We start from the raw sequence: 25,660 nt of genomic DNA on the forward strand, positions 1-25,660 counted from the left end.
TCCGGCCAGCCAGTCGGCGCTCACCTTCGGCGATGCCAGCCTAATGGCGAACCGGCGCCTGACCCCGCGCGTCACCCGGGTCGGGCGCGTCAAACAATTGCTCGCATAGCGCGCCGCCCTCTTCTGTCAAACGCGCCGCACCACGCCCGTCCTCTTCCATTGCCACCCTTGCCAGATCTGCGTCGGCAAGTTGCGTCAGCACACGTCGCAGCACGCTCATCTGAACGCCGGCGCGCTTGCTGATACGGGCCAGCGACAGGCCGTTGTCGGGGGCCTTGCCGTCTTCGGCTGACGGATCTGCCGTCGGGGCGCGGCGCCGGTCAGGTTCGGCATCGGATTCCGGTGTCGACGCGCGATGCTGCCGCGCATGCTCCCAAAGCACGCGCAAGATCGCCGCCAGAACCGGATCGAGGGCTTCGTTTTCCGCTTGCGCCGCATCGTCGTCGGTCATATCGGTCATGTCTCCTCCCGTTGCTGCAAGGTCGCCACAAGCTTGCCCAGCGTGATGACCGCCGATTCCATTTCGGCCGACCACGCGCCGCTGTAATTGAGGCGGATGCAATTGGTATAGGTGGGCACCGGCGAGAATATGTGTCCCGGTGCCACGGTGATGCGCCGTTCCAATGCCGCGTGATAGAGCATCATCGCGTCGACTTCTTCCGGTAGTTCCACCCACAGCACATACCCACCGGCGGGGCGCGACACGCGCGTGCCGGCAGGAAAAAACCGCCGCACCGCCGCCGCCATGATGCTGGCCTGCTGCGCATAGGTCTTGCGCACGCGCCGCAAATGGTAGTCGTAGCCGTCCTTGCGCAGGAACTCGGCGATGGCCAGTTGCGGCACCGTCGACGTGGTCAACGTGTTCAGGAACTTGAGCCGCTCCACCTGCTCCTTGTAGCGCCCCGGCAACGCCCAGCCGATACGGTATGCGTTGGTCAGCGTCTTCGAGAACGACGAGCAATGCAGGACGATACCCGCCGTATCGTAGGTTTTGAGCGACGTGGGGTGCGCATCGCCGTAATACAGTTCGCCATACACATCGTTCTCGATCACCGGGGTATCGCGCGCCGTCAGCAGTTCCACCAGCGCCTGCTTGCGCGCGTCGGACATCTGGAAACCGAGTGGATTCTGGAAATTCGGCATCACCATGCAGGCAGCGACACGGCGTTCATCGAGCAGCCGCGCCAACGCCTGCACGTCGATGCCTTCAACGGGATCGGTGGCCACCTCGACCGCGCGCATGCCCAGACGTTCGATGGCATGCAGCATCGCGTAGTAGGTCGGCGATTCGACGGCAATCGTGTCGCCGGGCCGGGCCACCGCCTGCAGGCACAGGTTGATCGCTTCCGTGGCGCCAATCGTGACGATCACCTCGTGCGGATCCACGGTGCAGCCGTTTTCCAGATACCGCCGCGTGATCTGCCGTATCAGTTGCGGCGATCCGGGCGGCAGATCGTCGAGCACGCTCCATGTATCGAAGCGCTTGCCGATGGCATTGGCGTACTGGATGATGCGCTGCCACGGATAGAGTTTGGGATCCGGATACGGCGACCCGAGCGGCACCGCGTCGTCGGCCCGGATCGACCGCAGCGTGGAGAGCACCAGCGCGCTGACATCGACCGCCGACGGCCGGGCGGCCGGGCGCGAGGGCTGCAGTTCGATGGCCGGCTCGCCGGGCCGTGCGCGCACGAAATAGCCCGATTGCGGCCGGCTTTCCAGAATGCCGCGCGATTCCAGCAGCAGATAGGCCCGAATGACCGTGGTGATACTGAGCCGATGATGCTGCGCGGCCTGCCGTACCGAGGGAATTTTCTCGCCCGGCAGCAGCACGCCCTGCTGCACCAGCGCTTCGATATCGGCGGCAAGCTTTTCGTACAGGGTCACCAAGGTTCGCTTTCAGGGTTGTCCGGAACGCACCGGCAACCCAGGCGTCAGCCTGCGCCACCAGCGGATGCGATGCTAATACGGTTTGAACAGCCGAAGTGTATTCGACCCTACCGTTCCGGAGGCGAAGGCGAAGGCAAAGGCGATGCCGGCCGCGCCGGCTGGCGCGCGCGGCGCTTGGTGATGGCCGCTCAGGCGGCGCGCTGCAGCAGCACCGGGATCGACTTCGACGTCGGCGTTCCGGAGCGGTCGCCGATGCTTTCCAGCGGCACCAGCGGATTGGTTTCCGGATAGTACGCCCCGAGGCAACCGGCGGGGATGTCGTAGTCGACCAGCAGGAAGTCCTGCACGCGGCGCGTCACACCATCCTCCCAGACGCTGGTGATGTCAACGCGCTCGCCGTCGGCAAACCCAAGCCGCTCGCGATCGGCGCGGTTGATAAAGACCACGCGACGCAACCCGAACACGCCACGATAGCGATCGTCGAGGCCGTAGATCGTGGTGTTGTATTGATCGTGCGAACGTGTGGTCATCATGACCAGCAAGTCGTCGCCATACTTGTCGCGGGCGCGCTTGATCGGCGTGTCCTTGTCGATCGGCAGCACCAGGAACTGCGCCTTGCCGCTGGCCGTACGCCAGACGCGATTGCGCGACGCCGGCGTCAGGTGGAATCCGCCCGGCACGGCCACGCGCTCGTTATAGCCCTCGAAGCCAGGGATCACCTTGCCGATGGCATCGCGAATGCGCGAATAGTCCTGCGCGTACCAGCGCCAGTCCACCTTAGCCGTGCCCAGCGTGGCCTCGGCCATGCGCGCCACGATCATCGTTTCGGACAACAGGTGCGGCGAGGCCGGCTTGTTCATGCCGTACGAAATATGCACCATGCACACCGAGTCCTCGACCGTCACGCCTTGCGCCACGCCGTCCTGCTCGTCGATCTCGGTGCGGCCCAGCGTGGGCAGCAGCAGCGCATCCTTGCCGATCACCAGATGACTGCGATTGAGCTTGGTGGCGATATTGACGGTCAGATCGCACTGGCGCAGCGCCTGCCACGTGCGCGGGGTGTCGGGCGTGGCGATCGAGAAATTGCCGCCCAGCCCGACAAACACCTTGACCTTGCCGGCCAACATCGCATTGATCGCGCCCACCACATCCTGGCCGTGCTCGCGCGGCGGCTCGAAATCGAACACTTCGCCCAGCCGCTTGAGAAATGCCTCGTCCGGCTGCTCCTCGATGCCCATCGTGCGGTCGCCCTGCACGTTCGAATGGCCGCGCACCGGCATCAGCCCGGCGCCGGGCCGGCCGATATTGCCGCGCATCATCATCACGTTGGACAACAGCTGGATGGTGCGCACGGACTCCTTATGCTGCGTCAGACCCATGCCCCAGCACATGATGGTGCGCTCGCTATTGACATAGACGTTCGCCAGCGCATCGATCTCGTCGCGCGGCACGCCTGATTCGGCCACGATGTCGGGCCAGCTTTCGGCGCGCAGGTCAGCGGCGAAAGCGTCGAAATCCGCAGTGTGGGCCGCGATGAAATCGACGTCGATCACGCGCTTGCCGCCGCTGGCGACGGCCGCGTCGTCCAGTTCGATCACGCGCTTGCCGATGCCCTTGAGCAGCGCGAAGTCGCCCGCAAGCTTCGGACGCACGAACATCGACGCGATCCGGGTGCCGCCGCCGCCGAGCATCTCGGTGACGTGCTGCGGGCTGACGAAACGCTCCAGTCCCCGCTCCTTGAGCGGATTGATCGACACGATGGTCGCACCGCGCCGCGACGCGTCGCGCAATTCGTTGAGCATGCGCGGATGGTTGGTAGCGGGGTTCTGGCCCCACACCATGATCGTGTCGGCCAGCTGGAAATCGTCGAGCAGCACCGTCGCCTTGCCCACGCCGACCGTCACCGGCAGGCCACGGCTGGTGGCCTCGTGGCACATGTTGGAGCAGTCGGGGAAATTGTTGGTGCCATACATCCGCACAAACAACTGGAACAGGAACGCGGCTTCGTTGCTGGCGCGGCCCGAGGTATAGAACGTGGCGGCGTTGGGATCGTCCAGACGACGCAGGTGATCGGCGATCAGGCGGAACGCTTCATCCCAGTCCACCGGCACGTACTTGTCGGTGGCGGCGTCGTACTTCATCGGATGCGTGAGCCGGCCGTGCTGTTCCAGTTCGTAGTCCGATTGCCGCATCAGCTCGGCGACCGTGTATTGCGCGAAAAACGCGTTGGTCACGCGCTTGCTGGTCGCCTCTGCGGCCACCGCCTTGACGCCGTTTTCGCAGAATTCGAAGGTCGACGCGTGCTGGCGATCGGGCCACGCGCATCCAGGACAGTCAAAGCCGTCCGGCTGATTCTGCTTGAACAGCGTCTTGTACTTGCCGCCGGCAACCTTTTCCTTGACCAGATTGATGGCGACCTGCTTGAGCGCACCCCAACCGGCGGCGGCGTGCGTATAGGGGGCAACATGGCCCTTTTCGGGCGTCGGAGTACTCATCGGGGGCGACTTTCTGAACGGGAGCCCGAGCGTCCGGCCCGTTTTTGTGGTGTCCGGCCACTCGATGCGATGGTTGCAGACTAGGTCGCCCAAGTGATGCTGTGGGCGTACAGAACGGCAAGACGAAGAAGAGTACAGTTTGCACTATCGCAGTGCACAATCATGAAACTGTACTTTCATTTTTCGGCGATATTCGATGAATTGATGCGTGTGGCGCATGACACACCTGCGGGCTCCGGCCTCTGGCACGCCTCAATCGGGCTGCTCGGGGGTGGCGTTGATGATGTCTTCCAGCTGCGGACTCATCGGGATGCCGATGCGCTCGCCGGTCGGCAGCCTGTCCAGAAACCACTGCTTGTACAGCCGCTCTATTTCGCCCGAAGTCATCAGGCCGCGCACCGCCTGGTCCACCACGGCGGCAAACTGCGGATCATCCTTGCGCAGCATCACGCCGTACGGGTCATAGGACAGGAAATCGCGGGTGATGTCGAAGCTTTTGGCGGCGGCGTAGCGCGCCAGAAATCCGTACAGCAGCACATCGTCGCCCGCATAGGCATCGGCGCCGCCGCGCCGCAGGATCTCGAATGCATCGGCGTGATCGCGCGCGCGGATCAGCTTGATGTCGAGGCTGAAGCGGGTCGAGAGCTTTTCGATGGCGTCGGCGTTGGTCGTGCCGGCGGTTGCCACAACGGTCTTGCCTTTCAGGTCGCGGAATGTCTTGATGCGCGATCCGTGCGGCACCATCAGCTTGGTGCCGGCGATAAAGATCACCGGCGAAAACGCCACGGTGCGCATACGATCGGCATTGCGCGTAGTGGATCCGCACTCCAGATCGATCTTGCCCGACGTCATCGCATCGAAACGATTCTCCGAGGTCACGGGCACCCACTGAATAGTCAGGTCACGCCCGATTTCCGCACCCGCGGTCTCGACGATGGCCTTGCAGATATCGATCGAATAGCCGATCGGACGCTGGGCCTGGTTCAGGTAGGAAAACGGCAACGACGATTCCCGATAGCCGATGATCAGCACGCCCGAATCCTTGGCTTTGCGCAACGTGCCGTGCAGCGCGCCGGCATCCTGCGCCATGGCCAGCGGCGCCCACACCGCGGCGATTAACCATGCCGCGAGGATTTTCGAAATGGCGGCGCGCATGGCTTCACGCCTTGGCGGCGTCAGGTCCGGGCCCGGGGATATCGGGCTCGGTTTCCGGTACGGGCCCGGTGGTCAACTGCCCTTCCCACTTGGCCACCACGGCGGCCGCAATCGAATTGCCGACCGCGTTGGTAGCCGAGCGCCCCATGTCCAGGAACTGATCCACCCCCATGATCAGCAGCAGCCCCGCCTCGGGGATGCCGAACTGGTTCAGCGTGGCGGCGATGACCACCAGCGATGCGCGCGGCACGCCCGCCATGCCCTTCGAGGTCAGCATCAGCAGCAGGAGCATGGTGATCTGCGTGGCCAGCGGCAGATGGATGTCATACGCCTGCGCGATAAACAGCACGGCAAACGTGCAGTACATCATCGACCCGTCCAGATTGAACGAATAGCCGAGCGGCAGCACGAAGCTCGAAATCTTGCGATTCACGCCGAAGCGGTCCAGCGAATCGAGCATCTTCGGATACGCCGCCTCGGAGCTGGCGGTCGAGAACGACAGCAGGAACGGTTCGCGGATCAGCCGGACCAGATCGAATACACGCCGGCCCAGGAAGACGAAGCCGGCCAGCGTCAGCAAGCCCCACAGCACGACCAGCGCGAGATAGAAACTGCCCATGAATTTGGCAAACGTGATCAGGATGCCAAGTCCCTGCGTGGTCACCGTCGAGGCGATCGCCGCAAATACGGCCACTGGCGCCATCCACATCACCGCGCCGGTGATTTTCAGCATGATCTGCGCCAGATCCTCGATGACGCCGGCCATGCGCGCGCCGCGTTCTCCCAGCGTGGAAAGCGCGGTGCCAAAGAAGATCGAGAACACCACGATCTGCAGGATTTCGTTGTTGGCCATCGCCTCGGCCACCGATTTCGGCACCAGATGCGCGACAAAATCCTTGAGCGTGAAGGCGTTGGTTTTCAGATTGGTAGCGGCGCCGACGTCGGGCAGCGGCAAGCCGATATTCACGCCCGGATGCAGCAGCGTGGCCATGATCAGGCCCAGCGTCAGCGACACCAGCGACGCCGTGATGAACCACCCCAGCGCCTTGACCCCCACGCGCCCGACCGTGCTGGCATCGCCCATGTGCGCGATGCCCATCACCAGCGTCGAGAACACCAGTGGCGCAATGATCATCTTGATCAGCCGCAGGAACACGTCGGTGATGATCGAGATATAGCCGGCGATTTCCTTGGCCACCTTCGGATCGGGAAAAGCGGTGTTGCAGGCGTATCCCACTCCCGCGCCGAGGATCATGGCTATCAGGATCCAGGTCGTGATATTTGACTTCTTGCTCATGACGTCTCCTTGGGGGCGGCCTGATCGATGTCCTGCGCCGAGGTCTGCACCTCAACAACGATAGTTCGCCAGTGCGCGATTGCGCAAACCGAAAACGTCATGCACGCATCGGGCGGCGCAGCGATGTCGATGCCGGCCGCTCACACATGCATCGGCTTTGCACCAATGACGTGCAATGTTTATAATCCGCCACACTCGCCCACCGCCCATCCAGCGCGGCCGGGGCGACATACCCACAAGCGCGCGCAGCGCCCGCCCGACGAGCCATCGGGCCCGCCGACCGCGCCCCTAGCGTCGCACAGGGCCACACCGGCCCGCCGCCCTCCCACGGCGGCAGTTAATAGAACCGCCTATCCATCCGCGCCGAGCCTCGGTGCGCCGCCGCATGCGGCGCGACCCGCCGGCGCCAGCAGTCAATCGTCAATCGTCAACACATGGCGCAATTTTTCCTCCGCCGCCCCGCCTTTGCGTGGGTGCTGGCCATCCTGACCATGGTCGCCGGCCTGGTCGCGCTACAACGGATTCCTGTGGCGCAATACCCGGCGGTGGCACCGCCGATGGTGATCCTTTACGCGGACTACCCGGGCGCGACCGCCGGCACCGTGGAAGACCGCGTGACCGCGGTGCTGGAGCAGCAGATGCACGGCATTCCGGGCCTGCTTTATATCGATTCGAATAGCGAAGCCGGCACGGCCACGGTCACCATCGGTTTTCGCCAGGGCACCGATCCCCAACTGGCGCAGGTCAATGTGCGCAACCGCGTGGCGCAGGCCGAGCCGCTGCTGCCCGAAGTGGTGCGCCGCAGTGGCGTCTACGTCGATCAGGCCAGCGCCAGCCCGTTCATGTATGTGTCGCTGGTGTCGGATGGATCGATGTCCGAAACCGCCCTGGCCGACTACTCGGCCGGCAGCGTGCTGCCGATGCTGCGGCGCCTGCCCGGCATCGGCAAGGTGGAACCCTACAGCGCCGAATACGCGCTGCGCGTCTGGTTCGATCCGGATCAGCTCCACGCCTACGGCCTGACCACGGCCGACGTCGAGGCCGCCATCCGCGCCCGCAACGGCAGCGTCACGCCGGGCCAGCTCGGCGGCGCGCCCGCCCGGACCGGGCAATCGTTTCAGGCCATCGTGCGTCCACCGGCCCCGCTGGCCAACGCCGACGCGTTCGAACGCATCGTGCTGCGCGCGGGGGCCGATGGCTCGGCCGTGCTGCTGCGCGACGTGGCCCGTGTCGAAATGGCTGCGGCCGACTTCCGCTACAGCTCCACGGTCGATGGCCGCGAGGCGGCGTCGATGGGGCTGAAGCTGGCCGATGGCGCCAACGTGCTGGCCACCTCGCGCACGGTGCGCGCGGCGCTGGACGAGGCCGCGCGCGGCTTTCCCGCCGGCGTGGCCTACGAGATCTCCTATGACTCGGCTCACTTCGTGCAGAACTCGATCACACGCGTGCTGCTTACGCTCGGCGAAGCCACGGTGCTGGTGTTCCTGATCCTGTACCTGTTCCTGGGCAACCTGCGGGCGACGCTGATCCCGTGCATCGTGGTGCCGGTTTCGCTGCTGGGCACCGTGGCGTGCCTGTATGCGTTCGGGCTGTCGATGAACGTCATCACGTTGTTCGGCGTGGTGCTGGCCATCGGCATCCTCGTCGACGACGCCATCGTGGTGGTGGAAAACGTCGAGCGGATCATGCGCGAGGAACACGTCGACGCCTTCACCGCCGCGGCGCGCTCGATGCGCGAGGTGTCCGGCGCGCTGCTGGCCGTCACGCTGGTGCTGTGCGCCGTGTTCGTGCCGATGACATTCATGGACAGCGCGGTGGGCGTGATCTATCGCCATTTCGCGATGACGCTCGCCATCTCGATTGCCTTTTCGCTGTTCTTCGCGCTGTCGCTGGCGCCGGCCATGTGCGCGAGCCTGTTGCGCCATGGCGCAGCCCCGGCGCGCGGGCCGCTGGCCTGGTTCGAGGCGCGTTTCGCCGCGTTCACCGCGCGCTACGCGGGCTGGATCCAGCGCCTGCAGCGCCGACGCCTGCGCTGGCTGGCGGTCTATCTGGCGATCACGGCGGCGTGCGCGCTGATGCTGTGGCAATTGCCGGGCGGCTTTTTGCCCGAGGAGGACACCGGCGAGCTGGTGATCGACGTCGAGTTGCCCCCGGGCAGCACGCAGGCGCTGACGCGCGACACCATCGCGCGCCTCGAACAGTGGCTGCAGCACGAGAAGTTTCCGATCAGGACGACGTTTTCGCTGCTTGGCTGGAACAACGGCGGTTCGGGCGAGCAACGCGCCAGCGTATTTCTTTCGCTGACAGACTGGCAGCAGCGCGGGCGCGCCGCCTCGGCGGACATCGTGCTGGCGCGGCTGACCAAGGGTCTCGAACACTGGCCGGGCCGCGGCGATGCGCAGCTCTATCCCTACAACGGCACGGCGTTACCGGAACTGGGCAGCACCAGCGGGCTGGACATGCGACTGGTCACGCGGCAGGAAGGCGGGCGCCAGGCGCTCTACGCCGCGCGCGACAAGCTGATCGAGCGTGCCAAGGCCGATCCGTTGTTCGCCGAGGTCCGCGCGCCCGCCGGCCTGCCAACGCCGGCACTGGATCTGGCGATCGACTATCGCAAGGCCGAGAGCTTCGGCGTCGATGCGGAAGCGATCCACCATGCGCTGTCGGCCACGATCGGATCGCGCTATATCGACGAACTCGCGCGCGAAGGCCGCGTACGCCGCGTGATCCTGCAAGCCGATGCGCGCTTCCGCATGCAGCCCGAGCATCTGTCGCGCGTTCACGTGCGCAACGCCCAGGGCAAGATGGTGTCGCTGGGCGCCTTCGCCACGCTGGAATGGGGCAACGGCGAGTCGACGATGGAACGCTACAACGGCCTGACATCGGTTCGCATCAACGCCGACACCGCGCCGGGCGTCAGCACCGGCACGGCCATGGCGCGGCTCGAGGCGCTGGTGCGCGAGCTCGGGCCCGATTACGAAGTGCGCTGGAACGGCCGGGCCTTCGAGCAGCAGCAGAGCGGATCGCAGGCGCCGTGGCTGTTCGCGCTGTCGCTGCTGTTCATCTTCCTGTGCCTGGTTGCGCTCTATGAAAGCTGGACGCTGCCGCTGGCCGTGCTGGCCATCGTGCCGGCGGGATTGATCGGCGCCGCTGCGGCAGTGTGGCTGCGCGGCCTGCCCAACGACGTGTACTTCAAGGTCGGCGTGGTGGTCATCATGGGACTCGCCGCCAAGAACGCGATCCTCGTCGTCGAATATGCCGAGCAGTTGCGCCGCGACGGCCTCGACCGCGTGCAAGCGGCCACGCAGGCCGCCAGGCAACGTCTGCGCCCCGTGGTGATGACATCGCTGGCTTTCATTCTCGGCGTGGTGCCACTGGCCATCAGCACCGGCCCGGGCGCGGGTGCACAACGCGCGGTCGGCACCGGCGTGCTGGGCGGCATGCTCGGCGCTACCGTCCTCGGCACGCTGGCCATCCCGCTGCTCTACGCCTGGATTGCGCGATGGTCCGCAACGCGGTCGGCCGACGCCGCAACGGCAGGCACGGACAGCGCGAATGGCGCGGCGTGACCCCGGGCAGCGAGATCGTTCGAGCCGCTCACGTAGGAAGTACCGCCGCACCATCGACGGCGGCTACGTGATTCAGGCGGCCTGGGCAAACATCGCCATCCGCTGCCGGATGAAGGCCAGCACTTCCAGCGCCGCGGCCGGCAGCGGGCGGCCGGCCTTGACCAGCAGCCGCGCCTGCGTGCCGCGAAACAGCGGATGGTCGATCGGCACCGTGGCGAGCGTCCCGGCGGCCACCTCTCGATAGGCCGCGAATTGCCCGATCAGGGTGACGAAATTGTCGTACGCCACGAACTGTTTGAGCGCCGCAAGCGAATTGGTGACGAGCGTGGGCCGGATGCGGACGTTTTCGGCAAATTCCAGCATTTTGGCGGCGTGTCCGATGCCGTAGGACTCCGGCATCAGCGCCAGCGGATAGGTCATCAGGTCGTGAACGCTGACTGCGGTGCCGCGCAGCGCCAACGGATGATCGTGGCGCGTCAGCAGCACGATTGGCTGCGCCGCGCTGGCGCGATATTCGATGCGCGGATGCAGTGGCGGGTTGTACGCCAGCCCGATGTGCGCGCGGCTTTCGGCCACTTCGTTGAGCACATCGTCAACCGGCAGCGTTTCCATGCGGATATCGACCATCGGATATTGCGCGCAGAACGGCGCGATGACTTCGTTGATCAGCGCGTCGACATAGCCTTCGCTGAGCGCGATCTGCACGAGCCCCTGCTGCAGGCCCTTCAACGCGTGGAGCTGGTCTTCGAGCTTTTCCTGGTGCGAGCGGTAGCCACGCCAGAACTCCAGCAGATGCACGGCGGCCTCGGTGGGGCGCACACCGCGCGCCTGCCGCTCGAACAGTGTGGTGCCGAGTTCGTCCTCTAGCAGACGAATCTGCCGGGTGATCACCGACGGCGACGTGTTGAGGCTTTCCGCCGCGCCGCGGATCGTGCCGTGCGCCAGCACTTCCCGGAAATACCGCAGCCGTTGCTGATTGATTTCTCGCATCGAAACGCCTTTTTATCGACCAAAAGTCACTTTTCCACTGAAAACCCGCACCTGCGTTGCCCTGGGAAGAACGAAGTGTGGACTTTGTTGCTGTTGGTGTAAATGGTTCGCGCTGCCACTATCGAGCTCATCCACATCGATTACAAAACGCTCTGGAGACTGGCAAATGTTAGTGATGTCGAACCCCGTCGCGATCGACGATACGGCCGCGCTGTATCGGAAGATCAACCTGCGGCTGCTGCCGTTCCTGCTGGTCTGTTACCTGTTTGCGTATCTGGACCGCGTCAATATCGGCTTCGCGAAACTGCAGATGCAGGGCGATCTCGGGTTCTCCGACGCCGCCTACGGCGTGGGCGCGGGCATCTTTTTCATCGGCTACGTGTTGTTCGAAATTCCGAGCAATCTGATGCTGCCGCGCGTCGGGGCGCGCAAGACATTTAGCCGCATTCTTGTGCTGTGGGGCATCACATCGGCCAGCATGCTGTTCGTGCGCGACGTGCCGACGTTCTACGCGATGCGCTTCCTGCTGGGCGTGTTCGAGGCCGGTTTCGCGCCCGGCATGATCTATTACCTGTCGCGCTGGTACGGACCGCAGCGCATGGCGCGGGCGATCGCGATCGTGTTCCTGGCGGGGCCGATCGGGGGCATCGTCGGCGGCCCGGCCTCCGCGTGGCTGATGACTTCGCTAGCCGGTCACGGCGGCCTGGCCGGCTGGCAATGGATGTTCCTGATCGAAGGGTTGCCCTGCCTGCTGCTGGGCGTGCTGGCGCTCAAGCTGGTGCCGGACCGGCCCGCCGACGCCGACTGGCTGAGCGCCGACGAAAAGCGCCGACTCGAACAGGATCTGGCCGTGCCCGTCGCGCACAAGCATTCGTTCGGCGCCGTGGCGCGCGACCCGCGCATCTACGTGCTGGCGTTCGCCTATTTCTGCGTGATCGCGGCCATCTACGCGCTGAGCTTCTGGCTGCCGACGCTGATCAAGGCGCAGGGCGTGGCCGACACCGTGCAGCTCGGCTGGTACACCGCCCTGCCCTATGTCGGCGGCGCCATCGGCATGGTCTACATGGGACGCCGCTCCGACCGCAAGCGCGAACGCCGCTATCACGCCGCGATCCCTGCGCTGGCCGCGGCCGCGCTGCTGGCCGGCTCCACGCTGGCCGACGGCCATCTCGCCGTCACGCTCGCGCTGCTGACACTGGGCACCGCGTCGCTGTGGATGACCTACACCGTGTTCTGGGCCATGCCTTCCGAATACCTCAAGGGCCCGGCCGCGGCTGGCGGCATTGCGCTGATCAACACCATCGGCCTGTCGGGCGGATTCTGGGGGCCGGCCATCATCGGCTGGGCCAAGACCGCCACCGGCAGCCTCCATCCCGGCGTACTGATCATGGCGGTCATGCCGCTGGTGGCCGCGCTGATCCTGCTGGCAAACAAGATGCCGACGCGGCGCTGAAGCGCGCCCGTTCAAGGCCGCGCGCCGGCCGCCAATAACGATTCACTCCCCCGCAAAAAGGAGCCTTTCATGCTGCTGCATCTCTCCACCTGGTCCGAAGTCGAACAGTTTCTGAAGCGCAACCAGACAATCGTCATCCCGATCGGCTCCAACGAACAGCATGGGCCGACGGGACTGCTCGGCACGGACTGGCTGTGCCCGGAAATCATCTGCCGCGAAGCAGAAAAGCAGGCCGATATCCTGGTCGCGCCCACCTTCAACATCGGCATGGCGCAGCATCACCTGGGCTTTGCCGGCACGATTTCGCTGCGCCCTTCCACGTTTATCGCGGCAATCGTCGACTGGACGCGCTCGCTGGCGCGGCACGGCTTTGAAAAAATCCTGTTCCTGAACGGCCACGGCGGCAATATCGCGTCGATCGAAGCCGCGTTTTCGGAGATCTACGCCGAAGCGAGCTTTGCCGGCCGGCGCGCCGGCTTTGCGATGAAGCTGTGCAACTGGTGGGACCTCGAAGGCGTGGGCGAACTGGCGCGCGAGCAGTTCCCGACCGGACACGGCGCACATGCCACGCCATCGGAAATTGCCATCACGCAATGGGCGTTTTCCGACGCGATCAAGTATGCCGACTACGCGCCGCGCATTGCGCCGTCGGGCCCTATTCGCGAAGCGCTCGATTTCCGCGCGCGCTATCCCGACGGCCGGATGGGTTCCGATCCGGGCCAGGCAACACCGGAAAAAGGCCGTGCACTGGTGGAACTGGCCGCGCGCAGCCTGGCCGCCGAACTCGCCGCATTCGGCAGCAAGCCCGTACCGGCCTGAGCGGCAACGCGCCGCTCCGATCAGTTGCGAGGGCGCACGCGCGGCGCCATCGCGGCGAACACGCCATCGCGCAGAATCAGCGCATGCAACAGCGCTGCGGCCAGGTGCATCAGCACCACCGCGAACAAGGCGAACGCCAGCCAGGTGTGCAGCGCGCGCAGCAACGCGAACAGGCGCACGTCGACGGGCAGGATCGGCGGCAGATGAAATGCGCCGATCATCGTCACCGGATAGCCGCCCGCTGACACCATCGCCCATCCGATCAGCGGCATGGCCAGCATCAGCGCATACAACACCCAATGCGACAGCGCGGCGATGGCGCGCTGCGGCGGCGGCATGCTGGCCGGCAACGCCGGGGCGCCGCGCCGCAGACGCACCACGAGACGCACGACCACCAGCAGCAGCAAGGCGGCACCGAGCGGCCGATGCAGGTCGATCAACACGTCATGCGCGCGCGATACGGTGGCCACCATGCCGACGCCGACAAACAGCATCGCCAGGATCAACGCCGCCATCGACCAATGGAGCAGCTTTTGCAGCGCGCTGAAGCTGCCGTGCGCGGGCGGCAGATGCGATGCATGCGCGCGGGACGTCTGCGAAGTCTTCATGCCGGGATCTCCTGTCATTGCGCGGCCTGCTGGCGATGCGCATCGAGCGCGACCTCGCGCGTGCGGCGCTGGTACGACAACGCGTACGCGGCCGAGCGCGCCGCCAGCAGCGGATCGCCGGACGGCGCAATGCCCGCGGGCAGAATGGTCGGATCGAAATTGATGTCGCGGCAGTCGCCGTCGTCTTGCGCGCTGGCGCGTTCGATCACCAGCGTGCCCGCGTCGATCTGGCGGCGGTCGGCAGGCCAGGCTTGCGTGGCGTCGTCGGTCGGGTCGCCCGGCGCCGCGAGCGTCAACATCAGGCGCCAGCGCAGCGGGCCCGATGCAAGCTGCTGCGCCAGCGCGGCGGCCAGGAAAGACGGCTGCGCTTTTTGCCCATCGCCCACAGGCGTATAGGGCAACTCGGGCTGCATCGACCAGCGCACGGCCTGCCGCTTGCCGGCGGCATCGATCAGGTAGAACGCATTGACGCTGTAGTAGGTGCCGTTGGCATAGCCCGACGACGGCGGGTGTCCCTTGATCCAGTCCTGAAACGGCCGCGCCTGCGGATTGGCCGCGGCAAATGCCTTCAATTTGGCGGGATCAGGTTTGCCAGTGGCCGGATCGGGCTGCGCCGCCATCAGTTGCTGATAAAACTGCTCCGGCGTGCGCACTGGAAATAGCGGCACGGAATTCATGCCGGTACGCCATTGCTGACCATCCGCCTGCGTAAACTTCAGCGCGAAACTGCGGATCGGCACGCTGCCATCGGGCGCCTGCGGATTGCCGCCCGGAATGGCGAAACGCCCGGTCACCGGCGTACGCCCGGCCGCAAAGACCGTCGCTTTCGACAACGACGCCGCCGCGCCATTGCTTTCGAAGAAGCCGTCGACGCAAACGCCCTTGGCGTGATTGCGCCGATAACCCTCATGCAGCCCGGCGTTGCGCTGGAACTGATCGATGATGGTCTGCGTGGACAGGCGCTGTGGCGTGAGCCATCCCGCCGTCCACGCAAAGCCGCCGCCCAGCACGAGCACGACGGCGCCGATCGCGCCGAGCCGGCATGGCACGCAAGGCCGCGCGCCACGGTTGGAAGATTGGTCAGTCAATGCGAACCCCCGATGAGAGAAAACTCACGGGGATAAACACATGAGACTTCGGTTCTATTCCGTCGCCGGCGAAAAAAAACCGATCTGGCGACGCCTCAGTGCTTTTCGCGGTGAATCGCCAGCGGGCCAAACGACTGCGTGACCGGCATTACTTCCACGAAGTTGATGTTCACGCGCGCGGGCAGCGTGGCGGCCCAGAATACCGTCTCGGCGATATCGTCGGGCGTGAGCGCATCGGCGCCTTCATAGACCTTTTCGACGCGCGACTGGTCGCCTTGAAAACGCACCGACGAGAATTCCGTGCCACCGACCAGGCCCGGGGCCACATCGGTCACGCGCACGCGCGTGCCTTGCAGGTCGGCGCGCAGGTTCAGCGAGAACTGGCGCACAAACGCCTTGGTCGCGCCATACGCGTTACCGCCCGGATAGGCGTAGGCGCCCGCGGTCGAACCGATGTTGATGACGTGGCCGCGATTGCGCGCCACCATGCCTGGCAGCACGGCGCGCGTCATGTACATCAGGCCCTTGACGTTGGTGTCGACCATCGTGTCCCAGTTGTCCAGGTCGGCGCTCTGCGCCGGCTCCAGCCCCAGCGCCAGCCCGGCGTTGTTGACCAGCAGGTCGATCTCGGCAAATTCGGGCGGCAGGCCGGCCACGGCGGCGGCCACCGCGGCGCGGTCGCGCACGTCCAGGACCAGCGGCAAAACCTTGTCGCGCCCAAGCTCGTCGGCCAGGGCCGCCAGACGGTCTTCACGACGGCCGGCCGCAATCACGCGGTGCCCCGCGCCGGCAAAACGGCGGGCGATGGCGGCGCCGAATCCCGCGGTGGCGCCGGTAACGAAAACGATCATCTTCTTCTCCAACTGGAACAGGTTCGGTACAGGTTCGGGCACGGATACTACACCGTCGGTCGATGCCGCGCGCGTCGCCCCCACGCCCGACGGCCATGCGCGCCGTTGGCGGCCCGATTCGACAAAAAAAGAAAAAAGCGAATGACTTTGGTGAAATCAAGTCATTTTTAGAATCATCGCACCCGGTCTACTCTGTCCGGACGGCCAGACCACTGGCTCCGCGCAAACGGTCGCAAGCATCGCTCCAGGGCATGGCTCGCATGACAGCGGCCTGTGCGCGCCGCACCGACTTCGGGATCGATGTCGGCAGCGGGCCGGCGCAATACCAGCGACATGCCGGCGACGTCAGGATCGGGCCGCACTGCCCGCACTGCCATGTGGGCCCACACCAAGAACGAGAACCTCCAGAACCATGACTCCGAAGACCCTTCTGCTCCCCACCCTGCTGCTTGCGCCCGTACTTGCCTGGGCCGGCGCGCCCAGCCACGATGCCGCGTTGTTCGGCAATCCCGCCCCGTCCGCGGTCGTCACGCGCACCATCGACGTTACGCCCGACACCCATTACATCCGCGTCGCGTCGGGAGAATCGGTGACGCTCCGCGCGGGCGATCAAAGCCTGGGATGGACGTTTCTGGAAGCGATCAACGGCACGACTACGCGGCTGGACCTGCTGATGCCCGGCGTGGCGCAGGCCCGCGATGTGTATTTGCATGTCGAGCCCAGCGAGATTTATCGCGCGGGATGAGATAAAAATGACAGGCGCGGCGCGAGCGGGACCGGGCGAATCAGCCCGCGCGCATGCGCCGCGCTTGCAGCAGCGGCTGCGCCAGACTGGCAAACACCAGCCCTAGCGCGGCCCACAACACCGCCTGGATGCCGAATGCGGCGACGCGGAAGCGCCACAGCAGCACGGCCGGAAAATGGTCGGGGATCTCGTTGATCTCGGGCAGCAGCGCGTGGACCAGCGCGGCCAGCACCAGAAACAGCAGTCCCGCGCCGATCGTCGCGCGCCACGCATCGCCGCGCGCGTGCAGGCGCCGCGCCACCACGACGGCCACCACCATCGCTGCCAGCGACAGGCCGATCATCGTGAAGAACAGCCCGGTGCGCATGCCGATGGTGGACGGATCGCCAACGGCTGGCGGGTTGGGCGGGTACTTGAGAAACGGCACCAGCACGATGGCGATATAGCCGAGCAGCGCCAGCAGCACCGACGTCGCGCGTGCGCCAAGCGCGCCGACGCGCCCGTGGACAAAGGCAAACACCAGCGCGAACAGGCCGCCCACAGCAGCGCCGAACACGGCGAGTCCGATAAACAGCCCCGCGCCCGCCTGCACCTCGCGGCTGACCAGTTCCGGCATTTCATGCGCATGGCTTGCGCCCATCGCGTGCGTCATGTGCGCCTCGTACGCAATGGCGCCTGCCACCTGCGGCTCGCCGACCACCTTGGCAAAAGCAAACGCCAACAGGCTGGCCACAAAGCCCGCGACCATGCCGCGGACCAACAGACTTCTCACCATGGGAGCGCCTTCTCAGTGGCAGGGAAAACCGAGCAGATGGCGGCCGTCGTGAACGAACTCGTGGACGTACATGGTGTTGAAGATCGCCATCGCGCCCTCTTCCACGCCGACGAAATAGATCGCCAGAAGCAGCAGCATGCTGCCGAAGACGGCCCACGGCAACAGTTCACGAACAGGGATCGAGACCGGCTCGATGGCGGGCGAAAGCGTGGCGCTGGCTTGCATGATGGCTCCTTCAGGATGACGCGTCCTGTCGCGGGTCGATGACATCGTTGCGGAGGTCTGACTTGTCACCGCCGCGGCGTGAAAAGCCGTCAGGGTGAGATACAGTGGCGCGACCGTGCTGGAATCCAACCAGCTTCCCCGCATCGAAACTGCGTGCATTCTAGTCCACTGGCCCTCACCGCGCATGAAAACCCGCCTGACCCTGCTCTGCGTCCCCGCCACCGCCGCACTGCGCGCCGGCCGCTTCCCCAATCATGAGCCGCTCGATCCCGCGCAAGGCGCCGCGGCGGCAAGCGTCGCCGCGGCGCTTGGCGCGGCAATCGGACACGTCGATCGCGTGCTGCGCAGCCCGATGCCCTGCGCGCGCGATACGGCGCGCGCGCTACATCTTGCGGCAAACATCGACGATGCGCTGTGCGAGATCGATTACGCGCGCTGGGCCGGGCTGGCGCTCAAGGACGTCGCGGCGTCGGAGGCGGACGCGCTGGCGCGCTGGCTCGTCGATCCGCATATGGATGCGCATGGCGGCGAGTCGATATGCCACGCCATCGCGCGCGTCGGGCGCTGGGCCGATCGGGTCAGCGCCGGGATCGACACCGCCGGCACGGGCGACACTGTGGGCGATGCGGCCGGCACTGCCGGTCACACCCTCGTCATCACGCACGCCAGCGTGATCAAGGCCGCGCTGATCCACGCGCTGAAGGCCCCGCCCACCGCCTATTGGCAACTGGATATCGCGCCGCTGTCGATCACCACGCTGTCGGCCTATCGCGATAGCTGGCGCGTGACGTCGATGAGCGTGCCGCTCGCGCACGGCGGCTGACCACCGGTCCGGCATGCGCCGGGGCCGCAGTCCTACGGCACGGCGGCTTCGCGCTTACCAGCGTGTGCTGAGCGTGGCGATCACAGTGCGGCCGTTGCCGTAGTAGCACTGGATCGTCGAGTTGCAGCCCGCCACGTATTCGCGGTCGAACAGGTTGGCGGCGTTGATCTGCAGACGCCAGCGCGAGGCGAAATCGGCGTGCACCGACGCATCGAACAGCACCACCGACGACACGTCGAACGTGTTGGCCGCGTCGCCAGCGGTATTGCCGATATAGCGCACCCCGCCACCGAATCCCAGTCGCACGTCGTGCAGCGGCGGCAGCGTGTAGTCGGCCCACGCCGACGCCATCGTGCGCGGCACGCCGTACGGACGCTTGCCCAGGTCCGCGCCGTTGCTGCGCGTGACCACCGGGTCCTGATAGGTGAAGCTGGCCACCAGGTTCAGGCGCGACATCAGGCTGGTGCGCGCCTCCAGTTCCACGCCGCGCGAGCGGATCTCGCCGGTCTGGATGGTGTTGGCGGTATTGGCCGGATCGGTGGTGGATACGTTCTGCTGCGTCAGATTGAAAGCCGACACCGTGAATATCGAGCGGCTGCCCGGCGGCTGGTACTTGACGCCGGCTTCCACCTGCTGCCCCGTGGTGGGCTTGAGCGGATCGCCGGCCAGGTTGGTGGACAGCGTCGGCAGGAACGACGTCGAATAGCTGACATAGGGCGACAGGCCGATCGGCGCCTCATACAGCAGGCCGGTGCGCCACGTGAACTTCGATGGATCCTGATCGGTCGTGACGCCAGTGCGGTTGTTGCGCGTGCTTGAGCGCGTGTAGTCCTGCCGGCCCGCCAGCGACAACACCCAGTGGCCCCAGCGCAGCTGGTCCTGCAGATACAGGCCCAGTTGCTTCTGTTGCTGGTCGGTGCTGGTGGTGGCGTTGACCGGCAGCGCCGGATTCAGGCCATAGACGGGCGCGTACAGGTCCAGCGACGGGCCGTTGATGCTCCACACGCGGTTGTGGAAATCCTGCCATTGCAGGTCCACGCCCGTGACGATCTTGTGCGACACCGGCCCCGTCGCGACATCGACCTGCACGTTGTTGTCGACCTGCACGCCATTGAGGTTTGGCTGCGCCTGGTACGCGGTGCGGTTCAGCGTGCGCTGGTCGGCCGCCAGCGACCTGCCGAACAGCGACTTGTAGTCGAGATCAAGGTGCGTGTATCGCACGTTCTGGCGGAACACGACCTGATCCGTGAAGCGATGCTCCAGCCGATAGCCGACGGCCGCCTGCGTCTTGCGGTACTTGTCGAACGATGGATCGCCGGTCAGCAGGCTGGGCGGAATCTTGCCGAAGCGCGACGGGGTCACCATGCCAAGCGCCGGCCCGTAGCTGGCCGACGATCCCATGTCGTCGTACAGGTAGGTGGCCGACAGCGTCAGGCTGGTGGTGCCGTTGGGGCGCCATGTCAGCGACGGGTTGATGTTGACGCGGTTGTCGGTGACGTTGTAGGTCTGCGTGTCGCTGAGGCGGCCAAGGCCGTTGACGCGATACAGCAGCGTGCCATCGTCGTTGAGCGGGCCGGTGAAATCGAACCGTGCCTGGCGCCGGTTATGCGACCCGTAGTCCAGCGCCAGCTCGCGATACGGCTCGGCCTGCGGGTCCTTGCTGATCAGGTTGACGAAGCCGCCGAGATTGCCCGCGCCGTACAGCACGGAGCTCGGGCCGCGCAGCACTTCCACGCGCTCGACCGAGGACGGATCGACACGAAACGCCGCGTAGCTGCCGGCGCGATTGGCGATCTGCGGCACGCGCAGGCCGTCCCAGTAGACGTCGGCGTTGAAGCCGCGGATATAGAACCAGTCGGCGCGCGGGTCGGCACCATACGGATCGGCGTTGACACCGGCCGTGTACTTGAGCGCGTCGCTGACGCTCTGCACGGCCTGGTCCGACATCTGGTCGCGCGTGATCACGGACACCGATTGCGAGGTGGCCATTAGGCTGGTATCGGATTTGTTGGCGGTGGCCGATTCGCGCGCCACATAGCCAACCACGGCGCTACGGCCGCTCTCGGCGCCGGCCGCGGTAACCGTGACGGCGGGAAGCCGGTGGTTATCGGCCTCGGCTGCGCCGCGGTTGCCGCCGCCCGGCGTCAGCATCAAGCTGCCATCGCGGCGTTCCACCAGACTCAGGCCGGTGCCAGCCAGCAGCTTTTCAAGCGCTTCACGGGGCGTGTACCGACCCGACACGCCGGGGCTGGCGAGCCCTTCGGTCAGCGCCGGATCGAAAGACAACGCGATCCCGCTGCGCGCGGCAACGCTCGACAACGTACGGCCCAGCGGTCCGGGTGCGACGTCGAACGCCTGCCGCGCGGACGCGTCGGCCTGCACGGCCGAGTCGGCCCGCGCCAGCGGCGGCAGCGTGGCGGCAGCCAGGGACATCGCCAGCACGGCCAGCCTGACGGCGCGATGGGTGGGTTGCTCGGAAAAACGGGAGCGGATGACGGCCATGAAAATCGGTCCTCTTCGGTGGATGGCAAGGTGGTTCTCTTCCCTTGCCAGCCGAACGCGCGAAAAGTACCAGCTCGAACGAAAAATTTTGCCGGTCTCAGACGCCGGGCCCGCGCGGCACCAGCGTGACCCACAGCGCGGTGCGCAGCACCACGTCAACGGGATACGTGGCCATCAGCATCGACAGCGTGCGGTCGCTGTCGGCCACCGGCAGCGCGCCGGAAATCGGCAGCGCCGCGATGGCCGGATCGCACCGAACGATGCCGCTGCGATAGCGCGCCAGTTGCGCGGCCACCTGCGCCAGCGGCATGCGGTCGGCCACCAGCATGCCTTGCGTCCATGCCGCCACGCTGTCGTCGGCCACCGCTGGCGGCGCAACCTCCGCCGCTGACATGACCGACTGCTCGCCGGCGCGCAGCACGCGCGCTTCGGCGCCGGGCCGACGCGGCCGCGCACGCACTGCGCCCTCGAAGACCGCCACGCGCGTCGCGTCGTCCTCGATTGCCACGTCGAAGCGCGTGCCCAGCGGTTGCAGCTGGCCCTGCGCGGTTTCGACCAGAAACGGCCGGGCCACGGCGGCCGGATCGTGCGCCGTTTCCACCAGGATTTCTCCGGCCCGCAGCGTGATGCGCCGCTGCTGCGCGTCGAACTCCACATCGAAGGCACTCATCGGGCCGAGCGTGATGCGCGTGCCGTCGGCCAGCCGCACCTCGCGCCGCTCGCCGCGTCCGGTGCCGTGCGTGGCCACCCATTGCTCCCAGGGTGCCAGCCGCGCTACCGCCCACGCCGCCGGCGCCACGGCCAGCCAGCCGGCCAGCCGCGCGAGCGCCTTGCGTCGCGCCGGGCTGGCGGGACGATCGAGCGCCCGCATGGCGATCTCCGGCGGCAGGCCGCCCATCATCGCCATCAGGCGCTCGGCTCGCGCCCACGCCTGCGCGTGAACCGGGCTTTGCGCCTGCCAGCACGCGCACGCCAGACGCTCGTCGGCGCTGGCATCGGTGGCGTGCAGGCGCATCAGCCATTGCGCCGCTTCGTCGAGAATGCGCGCGTCGATGGAGGCGTCGTGCGTCATGACATCGCGCCCAGACATACCCGAAACGCCTGCTGCATATAGCGCTTGACCGACGTCAGCGATACGCCCAGTTGTTCGGCGATGGCCTCGTATTTCATGCCCTCGAGCTGCGACAGCAGAAAGGCGCGTTTGGCGCGCGGCGGCAGCGTATTGAGCATCGCATCGATGTCATGCAAGGTCTGGAGCACGATGGCGCGATCCTCGGGCGACGGCGCCAACGGCTCGGGACATGCCGCCAGCGCCTCCAGATAGGCCCGCTCCAGCGACTGTCGCTGCAGCCAGTTGATCATCAGGCCCTTGGCCACCGTGGTCAGATAGGCGCGCGGTTCCTGCACGGCCGCCAGGTCGCGCGTGCCGATCAGTCGCGTGAAGGTGTCCTGCGCGAGATCCGCCGCATCGGCGGCGCTGCCGCCGTGCCCCAACCGACGCTGCAGCCAGCGGTACAGCCAGCCGTGATGGTCGCGATAGAACGCGCCCAGGTGCGGCGCGGGGGATGGCGGACTGCCTGACATGGTCTGCTTGCTGGAACCCGCCATATCGGCTCGATTGGCGGAAGAAAAAACGGATGACCCGGAACGTCGCAATGTTCCTGGCGAAGCCCATAACACGGCTTCGCCAGATGCTTTTGCGAATCATTATCATTTAATTGTAGCCGGGATACGATAAGGCAAGCAAGAAACCGCCGTCCCGCGTATATTTGGCGCCACTTTTGCGGACGTATCGTCATCGGTCCTGTCGCGCAGTGGCTGGACGTGGCAAACTGCCGGCGCCGTTGCGCCGACATCGCCGGCCGGCCTTGCCCGGGCCGACGCGCGGCGTCCCCACCAAATCGTAATTTCTTGAGGCAACGCCGCCCGGCTTGACCGCGGACAAGCGCAGGCCGACGCGGCTCTTGCACACTGACGGCCATGAATTTGCCCTCTTCTTCTCCTTCTTCTTCCGCCTTGCCTTCCCCCTCGTCTTCCTCGCAGTCGTCCCCCTCGACCCCATCTTCCGACAGCACTGCCGCGCCGGCCCCGTCGACGGCCCGGCCCGCGCCCCGCAAGCAGAGGCGCCTGGCGTGGCTCACCGGCGTGGTCAGCGTGACGCTGCTGGTGCTCAACACGCTGCTGAGCGTCGTGCCCATCGTGCCGCTGGCCTTGGTGAAGCTGGCATTCCCAACGCCAGCCGTGCGCCGGCGCGTCGATCCGTGGCTCAACGCCATCGCCACGGGCTGGATCTCGCGCAATACCGGCTGGATCACGCGCCTGCAGCCGGACATCTGGGACATCGAAATCAATACTGAGCTGAAGCCGGACGACTGGTATCTGGTCAGCTGCAATCACCAGTCGTGGGTCGATATCTTTGTCCTGCAGCGCGTGCTGAACAAGCGCATCCCGCTGCTCAAGTTCTTCCTGAAGCAGACCTTGCTGTATGTGCCGGTCATCGGGCTGGCCTGGTGGGCGCTGGACTTTCCGTTCCTCAAGCGCTACAGCAAGGCGAAGTTGCGCCGCAATCCGGCGCTGGCCCATCGCGATCGCGAAATCGCGCAGCGCGCCTGCGAAAAATTCCAGCTCGTGCCGACCAGCGTCATGGTGTTTGCCGAAGGCACCCGCTTTACCGAAGCAAAGCGCGTGGCGCAGGCGTCGCCGTATCGCCACCTGCTCAAACCCCGGGCCGGTGCGCTGGCGGCCACGCTGAACGCGATGGGCGCCCAGTTCCGTTCGATGGTCGATGCCACGATCATCTATCCCGATGGCGCACCGCGCTTTTGGGATCTGGCCTGCGGCCGATCGGGCAGGATCGTGGTGCGGATCCAGCAGACGCCGATTCCGGCGGACTTCTGCGCCGGCAATTACGCCACGGACCCAACCTTCCGGCGCGCGTTGCACCAATGGCTGAAGGCCATGTGGGAAGCGAAGGACCGCCAGATCGACGCGGCGATGCAGTAACGCAGTGACGGACGAGCGGCGCACGCGCGCCGCGTTGCGGTGCGTTCGCGCCTATTCCGCCTGCGGCGCCAGGCGCGGCGTCTGGTTGTTTCCCAGGAACGCAAACGCGATCTGGATCAGCCCCAGCGTCAGTCCCAGCGACGCGCCAATCTTCCACGCCATCGAATAGTTCTGCATCAGGTCGTACAGCCAGCCGCCGCCGAACGCGCCGATGAAACTGCCGATCTGATGGCTGAAGAACGCCACGCCCGCGATCATCGCCTGCCAGCGCAGGCCGAATGTCTGGGCAATCCAGCCCTGCACCAGCGGCGAAACGCCCAGCCACAGGAAGCCCATCACGGCGGCAAACACGAGCGTACTTTCAGGCGTCGGCAGCGTGTGGAAAAACCATACGAAGCCGAGCGACCGACAGACGTAGATGCCGCCGAGCAGCAGCAGCTTGTTGACGCGCCCGCCGGCCCATCCGAAGAACAGGCTGCCCAGCACGTTAAAACCCCCGATCATGCCGAGCGCCTTGGCAGACAGCATCGGATCCATGCCGCAGACGTCGAGATAGGCGGGAAGGTGCGTGGTCAGGAATACCAGTTGCATGCCGCACACGGTGTACGCCAGCGCCATGACGATAAACGGCGGATGTCGCAGCGCCGCCATCAGCGCCTGCCGGCCGCTTAGTTCCGGTCTGGCCAGCGAGACGGGTTCGCGCAATCGGTCGGTGCGGCCGGCAAACCATGCGGCGGGCAACATCACCAGCGCCAGCACCACGAACGCCGCCACGCCCGTGCGCCAGCCCCAGCCGGTGGCGATGGCCTGCCCCAGCGGCGCGGCGATCATCGCACCCAGCGATCCCGATGCGGACACGCAGCCAAGCACCAGGCTGCGCACCTGTGGAGTAACGGCGCTGGAAGCCGCGGCCATGGCCATCGCCGTGCCCGTCGAAGCCATCGCCATGCCGATCAGCACACCGGCGCCCAGCACCACGGTCCACAGGCCGTGCGACGTCGCCAGCAACACCAGGCCGATCAGGTACAACAGCGCGCCGCCCAGCATCAGCGGACGAAATCCGGTCCTGACCGCCAGCGCGCCGGCAAACGGCTGCAGCAAACCCCACGTCAGATTCTGTACCGCCACGGCGATGGTGAAATCGCCCACCGAAATCCCGATGTCACGCGTCAGCGGCGGCACGAAGATGCCCAGGCTCTGTCGCAGTCCCATGGCCAGCGACAGCATGATCGAGGCGCCGATCAGGATCGGCATGACGGGACGCAGCGAGGACAGGCGGGACATGCGGACGCTCTTGTTATCGACGGCCGTTGCCAGGCCGGGAGCGCCATTTTCGTTGAATCGTCAAGGAAAATGAATCCGCGCGAATACCGAT

General features: G+C 66.0%; 21 protein-coding genes. 6 read left to right on the top strand and 15 right to left on the bottom strand.

Annotated features, from left to right (window positions below; translation table 11 throughout):
• Nucleotides 1–40 precede the first annotated feature (40 nt).
• The 5 genes from F7R19_RS18955 to F7R19_RS18975 form a co-directional block, all read right to left on the bottom strand.
• The gene (locus tag F7R19_RS18955; protein WP_150981619.1) at nucleotides 41–451 is read right to left on the bottom strand and encodes a helix-turn-helix domain-containing protein; all 411 of its coding nucleotides are present in this window, start codon (nucleotides 449–451) and stop codon (nucleotides 41–43) included.
• Nucleotides 452–456: 5 nt separating this feature from the next.
• Complete coding sequence (locus tag F7R19_RS18960; protein ID WP_150981620.1) at nucleotides 457–1,884, bottom strand: aminotransferase-like domain-containing protein; 1,428 nt, start codon at nucleotides 1,882–1,884, stop codon at nucleotides 457–459.
• A 191-nt stretch (nucleotides 1,885–2,075) separates the two neighbouring features.
• Entirely contained in the window at nucleotides 2,076–4,382 is a 2,307-nt protein-coding gene (locus tag F7R19_RS18965) for an FdhF/YdeP family oxidoreductase (protein WP_061959521.1), read from the bottom strand.
• A gap of 252 nt (nucleotides 4,383–4,634) precedes the next feature.
• Entirely contained in the window at nucleotides 4,635–5,537 is a 903-nt protein-coding gene (locus F7R19_RS18970) for an amino acid ABC transporter substrate-binding protein (RefSeq protein ID WP_150981621.1), read from the bottom strand.
• Between the two features lie 4 nt (nucleotides 5,538–5,541).
• Entirely contained in the window at nucleotides 5,542–6,834 is a 1,293-nt protein-coding gene (locus F7R19_RS18975; RefSeq protein ID WP_150981622.1) for a dicarboxylate/amino acid:cation symporter, read from the bottom strand.
• 434 nt (nucleotides 6,835–7,268) lie between these two features.
• On the opposite strand from F7R19_RS18975, the gene F7R19_RS18980 reads away from it, so the two are divergent.
• Nucleotides 7,269–10,403 (top strand): efflux RND transporter permease subunit, encoded by a 3,135-nt coding sequence (locus F7R19_RS18980; RefSeq protein ID WP_150981623.1) that lies wholly within the window; start codon nucleotides 7,269–7,271, stop codon nucleotides 10,401–10,403.
• A gap of 72 nt (nucleotides 10,404–10,475) precedes the next feature.
• Here the strand turns inward: F7R19_RS18980 and F7R19_RS18985 are convergent, their stop codons facing one another.
• Nucleotides 10,476–11,393, bottom strand: coding sequence for a LysR family transcriptional regulator (locus F7R19_RS18985; RefSeq protein ID WP_150981624.1), 918 nt, complete (start codon nucleotides 11,391–11,393; stop codon nucleotides 10,476–10,478).
• A gap of 166 nt (nucleotides 11,394–11,559) precedes the next feature.
• Here F7R19_RS18985 and F7R19_RS18990 point away from each other — a divergent pair, with 166 nt between their 5' ends.
• Nucleotides 11,560–12,846 (top strand): MFS transporter, encoded by a 1,287-nt coding sequence (locus F7R19_RS18990; protein WP_150981625.1) that lies wholly within the window; start codon nucleotides 11,560–11,562, stop codon nucleotides 12,844–12,846.
• A 69-nt stretch (nucleotides 12,847–12,915) separates the two neighbouring features.
• Complete coding sequence (locus F7R19_RS18995; protein WP_150981626.1) at nucleotides 12,916–13,665, top strand: creatininase family protein; 750 nt, start codon at nucleotides 12,916–12,918, stop codon at nucleotides 13,663–13,665.
• Nucleotides 13,666–13,685: 20 nt separating this feature from the next.
• On the opposite strand, the gene F7R19_RS19000 is transcribed toward F7R19_RS18995, so the two are convergent.
• From F7R19_RS19000 to ydfG, 3 genes are all read right to left on the bottom strand, one after another.
• Nucleotides 13,686–14,273 carry a cytochrome b gene (locus tag F7R19_RS19000; protein WP_150981627.1) on the bottom strand — a complete coding sequence of 196 codons (588 nt, stop codon included), beginning with the start codon at nucleotides 14,271–14,273 and terminating at the stop codon, nucleotides 13,686–13,688.
• Nucleotides 14,274–14,287: 14 nt separating this feature from the next.
• Nucleotides 14,288–15,361 carry a catalase family peroxidase gene (locus tag F7R19_RS19005; RefSeq protein ID WP_223505684.1) on the bottom strand — a complete coding sequence of 358 codons (1,074 nt, stop codon included), beginning with the start codon at nucleotides 15,359–15,361 and terminating at the stop codon, nucleotides 14,288–14,290.
• Between the two features lie 95 nt (nucleotides 15,362–15,456).
• The gene (ydfG, locus tag F7R19_RS19010) at nucleotides 15,457–16,212 is read right to left on the bottom strand and encodes a bifunctional NADP-dependent 3-hydroxy acid dehydrogenase/3-hydroxypropionate dehydrogenase YdfG (protein WP_061959520.1); all 756 of its coding nucleotides are present in this window, start codon (nucleotides 16,210–16,212) and stop codon (nucleotides 15,457–15,459) included.
• A 412-nt stretch (nucleotides 16,213–16,624) separates the two neighbouring features.
• Here ydfG and F7R19_RS19015 point away from each other — a divergent pair, with 412 nt between their 5' ends.
• Nucleotides 16,625–16,957 (top strand): CzcE family metal-binding protein, encoded by a 333-nt coding sequence (locus tag F7R19_RS19015; protein WP_150981628.1) that lies wholly within the window; start codon nucleotides 16,625–16,627, stop codon nucleotides 16,955–16,957.
• Between the two features lie 40 nt (nucleotides 16,958–16,997).
• Here F7R19_RS19015 and F7R19_RS19020 read toward each other — a convergent pair whose 3' ends face one another.
• Entirely contained in the window at nucleotides 16,998–17,732 is a 735-nt protein-coding gene (locus F7R19_RS19020) for a CbtA family protein (RefSeq protein WP_150981629.1), read from the bottom strand.
• Between the two features lie 12 nt (nucleotides 17,733–17,744).
• Nucleotides 17,745–17,957 (bottom strand): CbtB domain-containing protein, encoded by a 213-nt coding sequence (locus F7R19_RS19025; RefSeq protein WP_150981630.1) that lies wholly within the window; start codon nucleotides 17,955–17,957, stop codon nucleotides 17,745–17,747.
• Between the two features lie 184 nt (nucleotides 17,958–18,141).
• On the opposite strand from F7R19_RS19025, the gene F7R19_RS19030 reads away from it, so the two are divergent.
• Nucleotides 18,142–18,780 (top strand): histidine phosphatase family protein, encoded by a 639-nt coding sequence (locus tag F7R19_RS19030; RefSeq protein WP_150981631.1) that lies wholly within the window; start codon nucleotides 18,142–18,144, stop codon nucleotides 18,778–18,780.
• Nucleotides 18,781–18,834: 54 nt separating this feature from the next.
• On the opposite strand, the gene F7R19_RS19035 is transcribed toward F7R19_RS19030, so the two are convergent.
• The 3 genes from F7R19_RS19035 to F7R19_RS19045 form a co-directional block, all read right to left on the bottom strand.
• Nucleotides 18,835–21,282 (bottom strand): TonB-dependent siderophore receptor, encoded by a 2,448-nt coding sequence (locus tag F7R19_RS19035; protein ID WP_150981632.1) that lies wholly within the window; start codon nucleotides 21,280–21,282, stop codon nucleotides 18,835–18,837.
• A gap of 97 nt (nucleotides 21,283–21,379) precedes the next feature.
• Nucleotides 21,380–22,354 (bottom strand): FecR domain-containing protein, encoded by a 975-nt coding sequence (locus F7R19_RS19040; protein ID WP_150981633.1) that lies wholly within the window; start codon nucleotides 22,352–22,354, stop codon nucleotides 21,380–21,382.
• Entirely contained in the window at nucleotides 22,351–22,866 is a 516-nt protein-coding gene (locus tag F7R19_RS19045) for a sigma-70 family RNA polymerase sigma factor (RefSeq protein ID WP_150981634.1), read from the bottom strand. The genes F7R19_RS19040 and F7R19_RS19045 overlap by 4 nt, the downstream gene beginning before the upstream one ends.
• Before the next feature lie 396 nt (nucleotides 22,867–23,262).
• On the opposite strand from F7R19_RS19045, the gene F7R19_RS19050 reads away from it, so the two are divergent.
• Entirely contained in the window at nucleotides 23,263–24,285 is a 1,023-nt protein-coding gene (locus F7R19_RS19050; protein WP_150981635.1) for an acyltransferase, read from the top strand.
• A gap of 51 nt (nucleotides 24,286–24,336) precedes the next feature.
• Here the strand turns inward: F7R19_RS19050 and F7R19_RS19055 are convergent, their stop codons facing one another.
• The gene (locus F7R19_RS19055) at nucleotides 24,337–25,569 is read right to left on the bottom strand and encodes an MFS transporter (protein ID WP_150981636.1); all 1,233 of its coding nucleotides are present in this window, start codon (nucleotides 25,567–25,569) and stop codon (nucleotides 24,337–24,339) included.
• Between the last annotated feature and the right edge of the window lie 91 nt (nucleotides 25,570–25,660).

It is taken from the genome of Cupriavidus pauculus (genome assembly GCF_008801835.1).
Lineage (GTDB): Bacteria > Pseudomonadota > Gammaproteobacteria > Burkholderiales > Burkholderiaceae > Cupriavidus > Cupriavidus pauculus.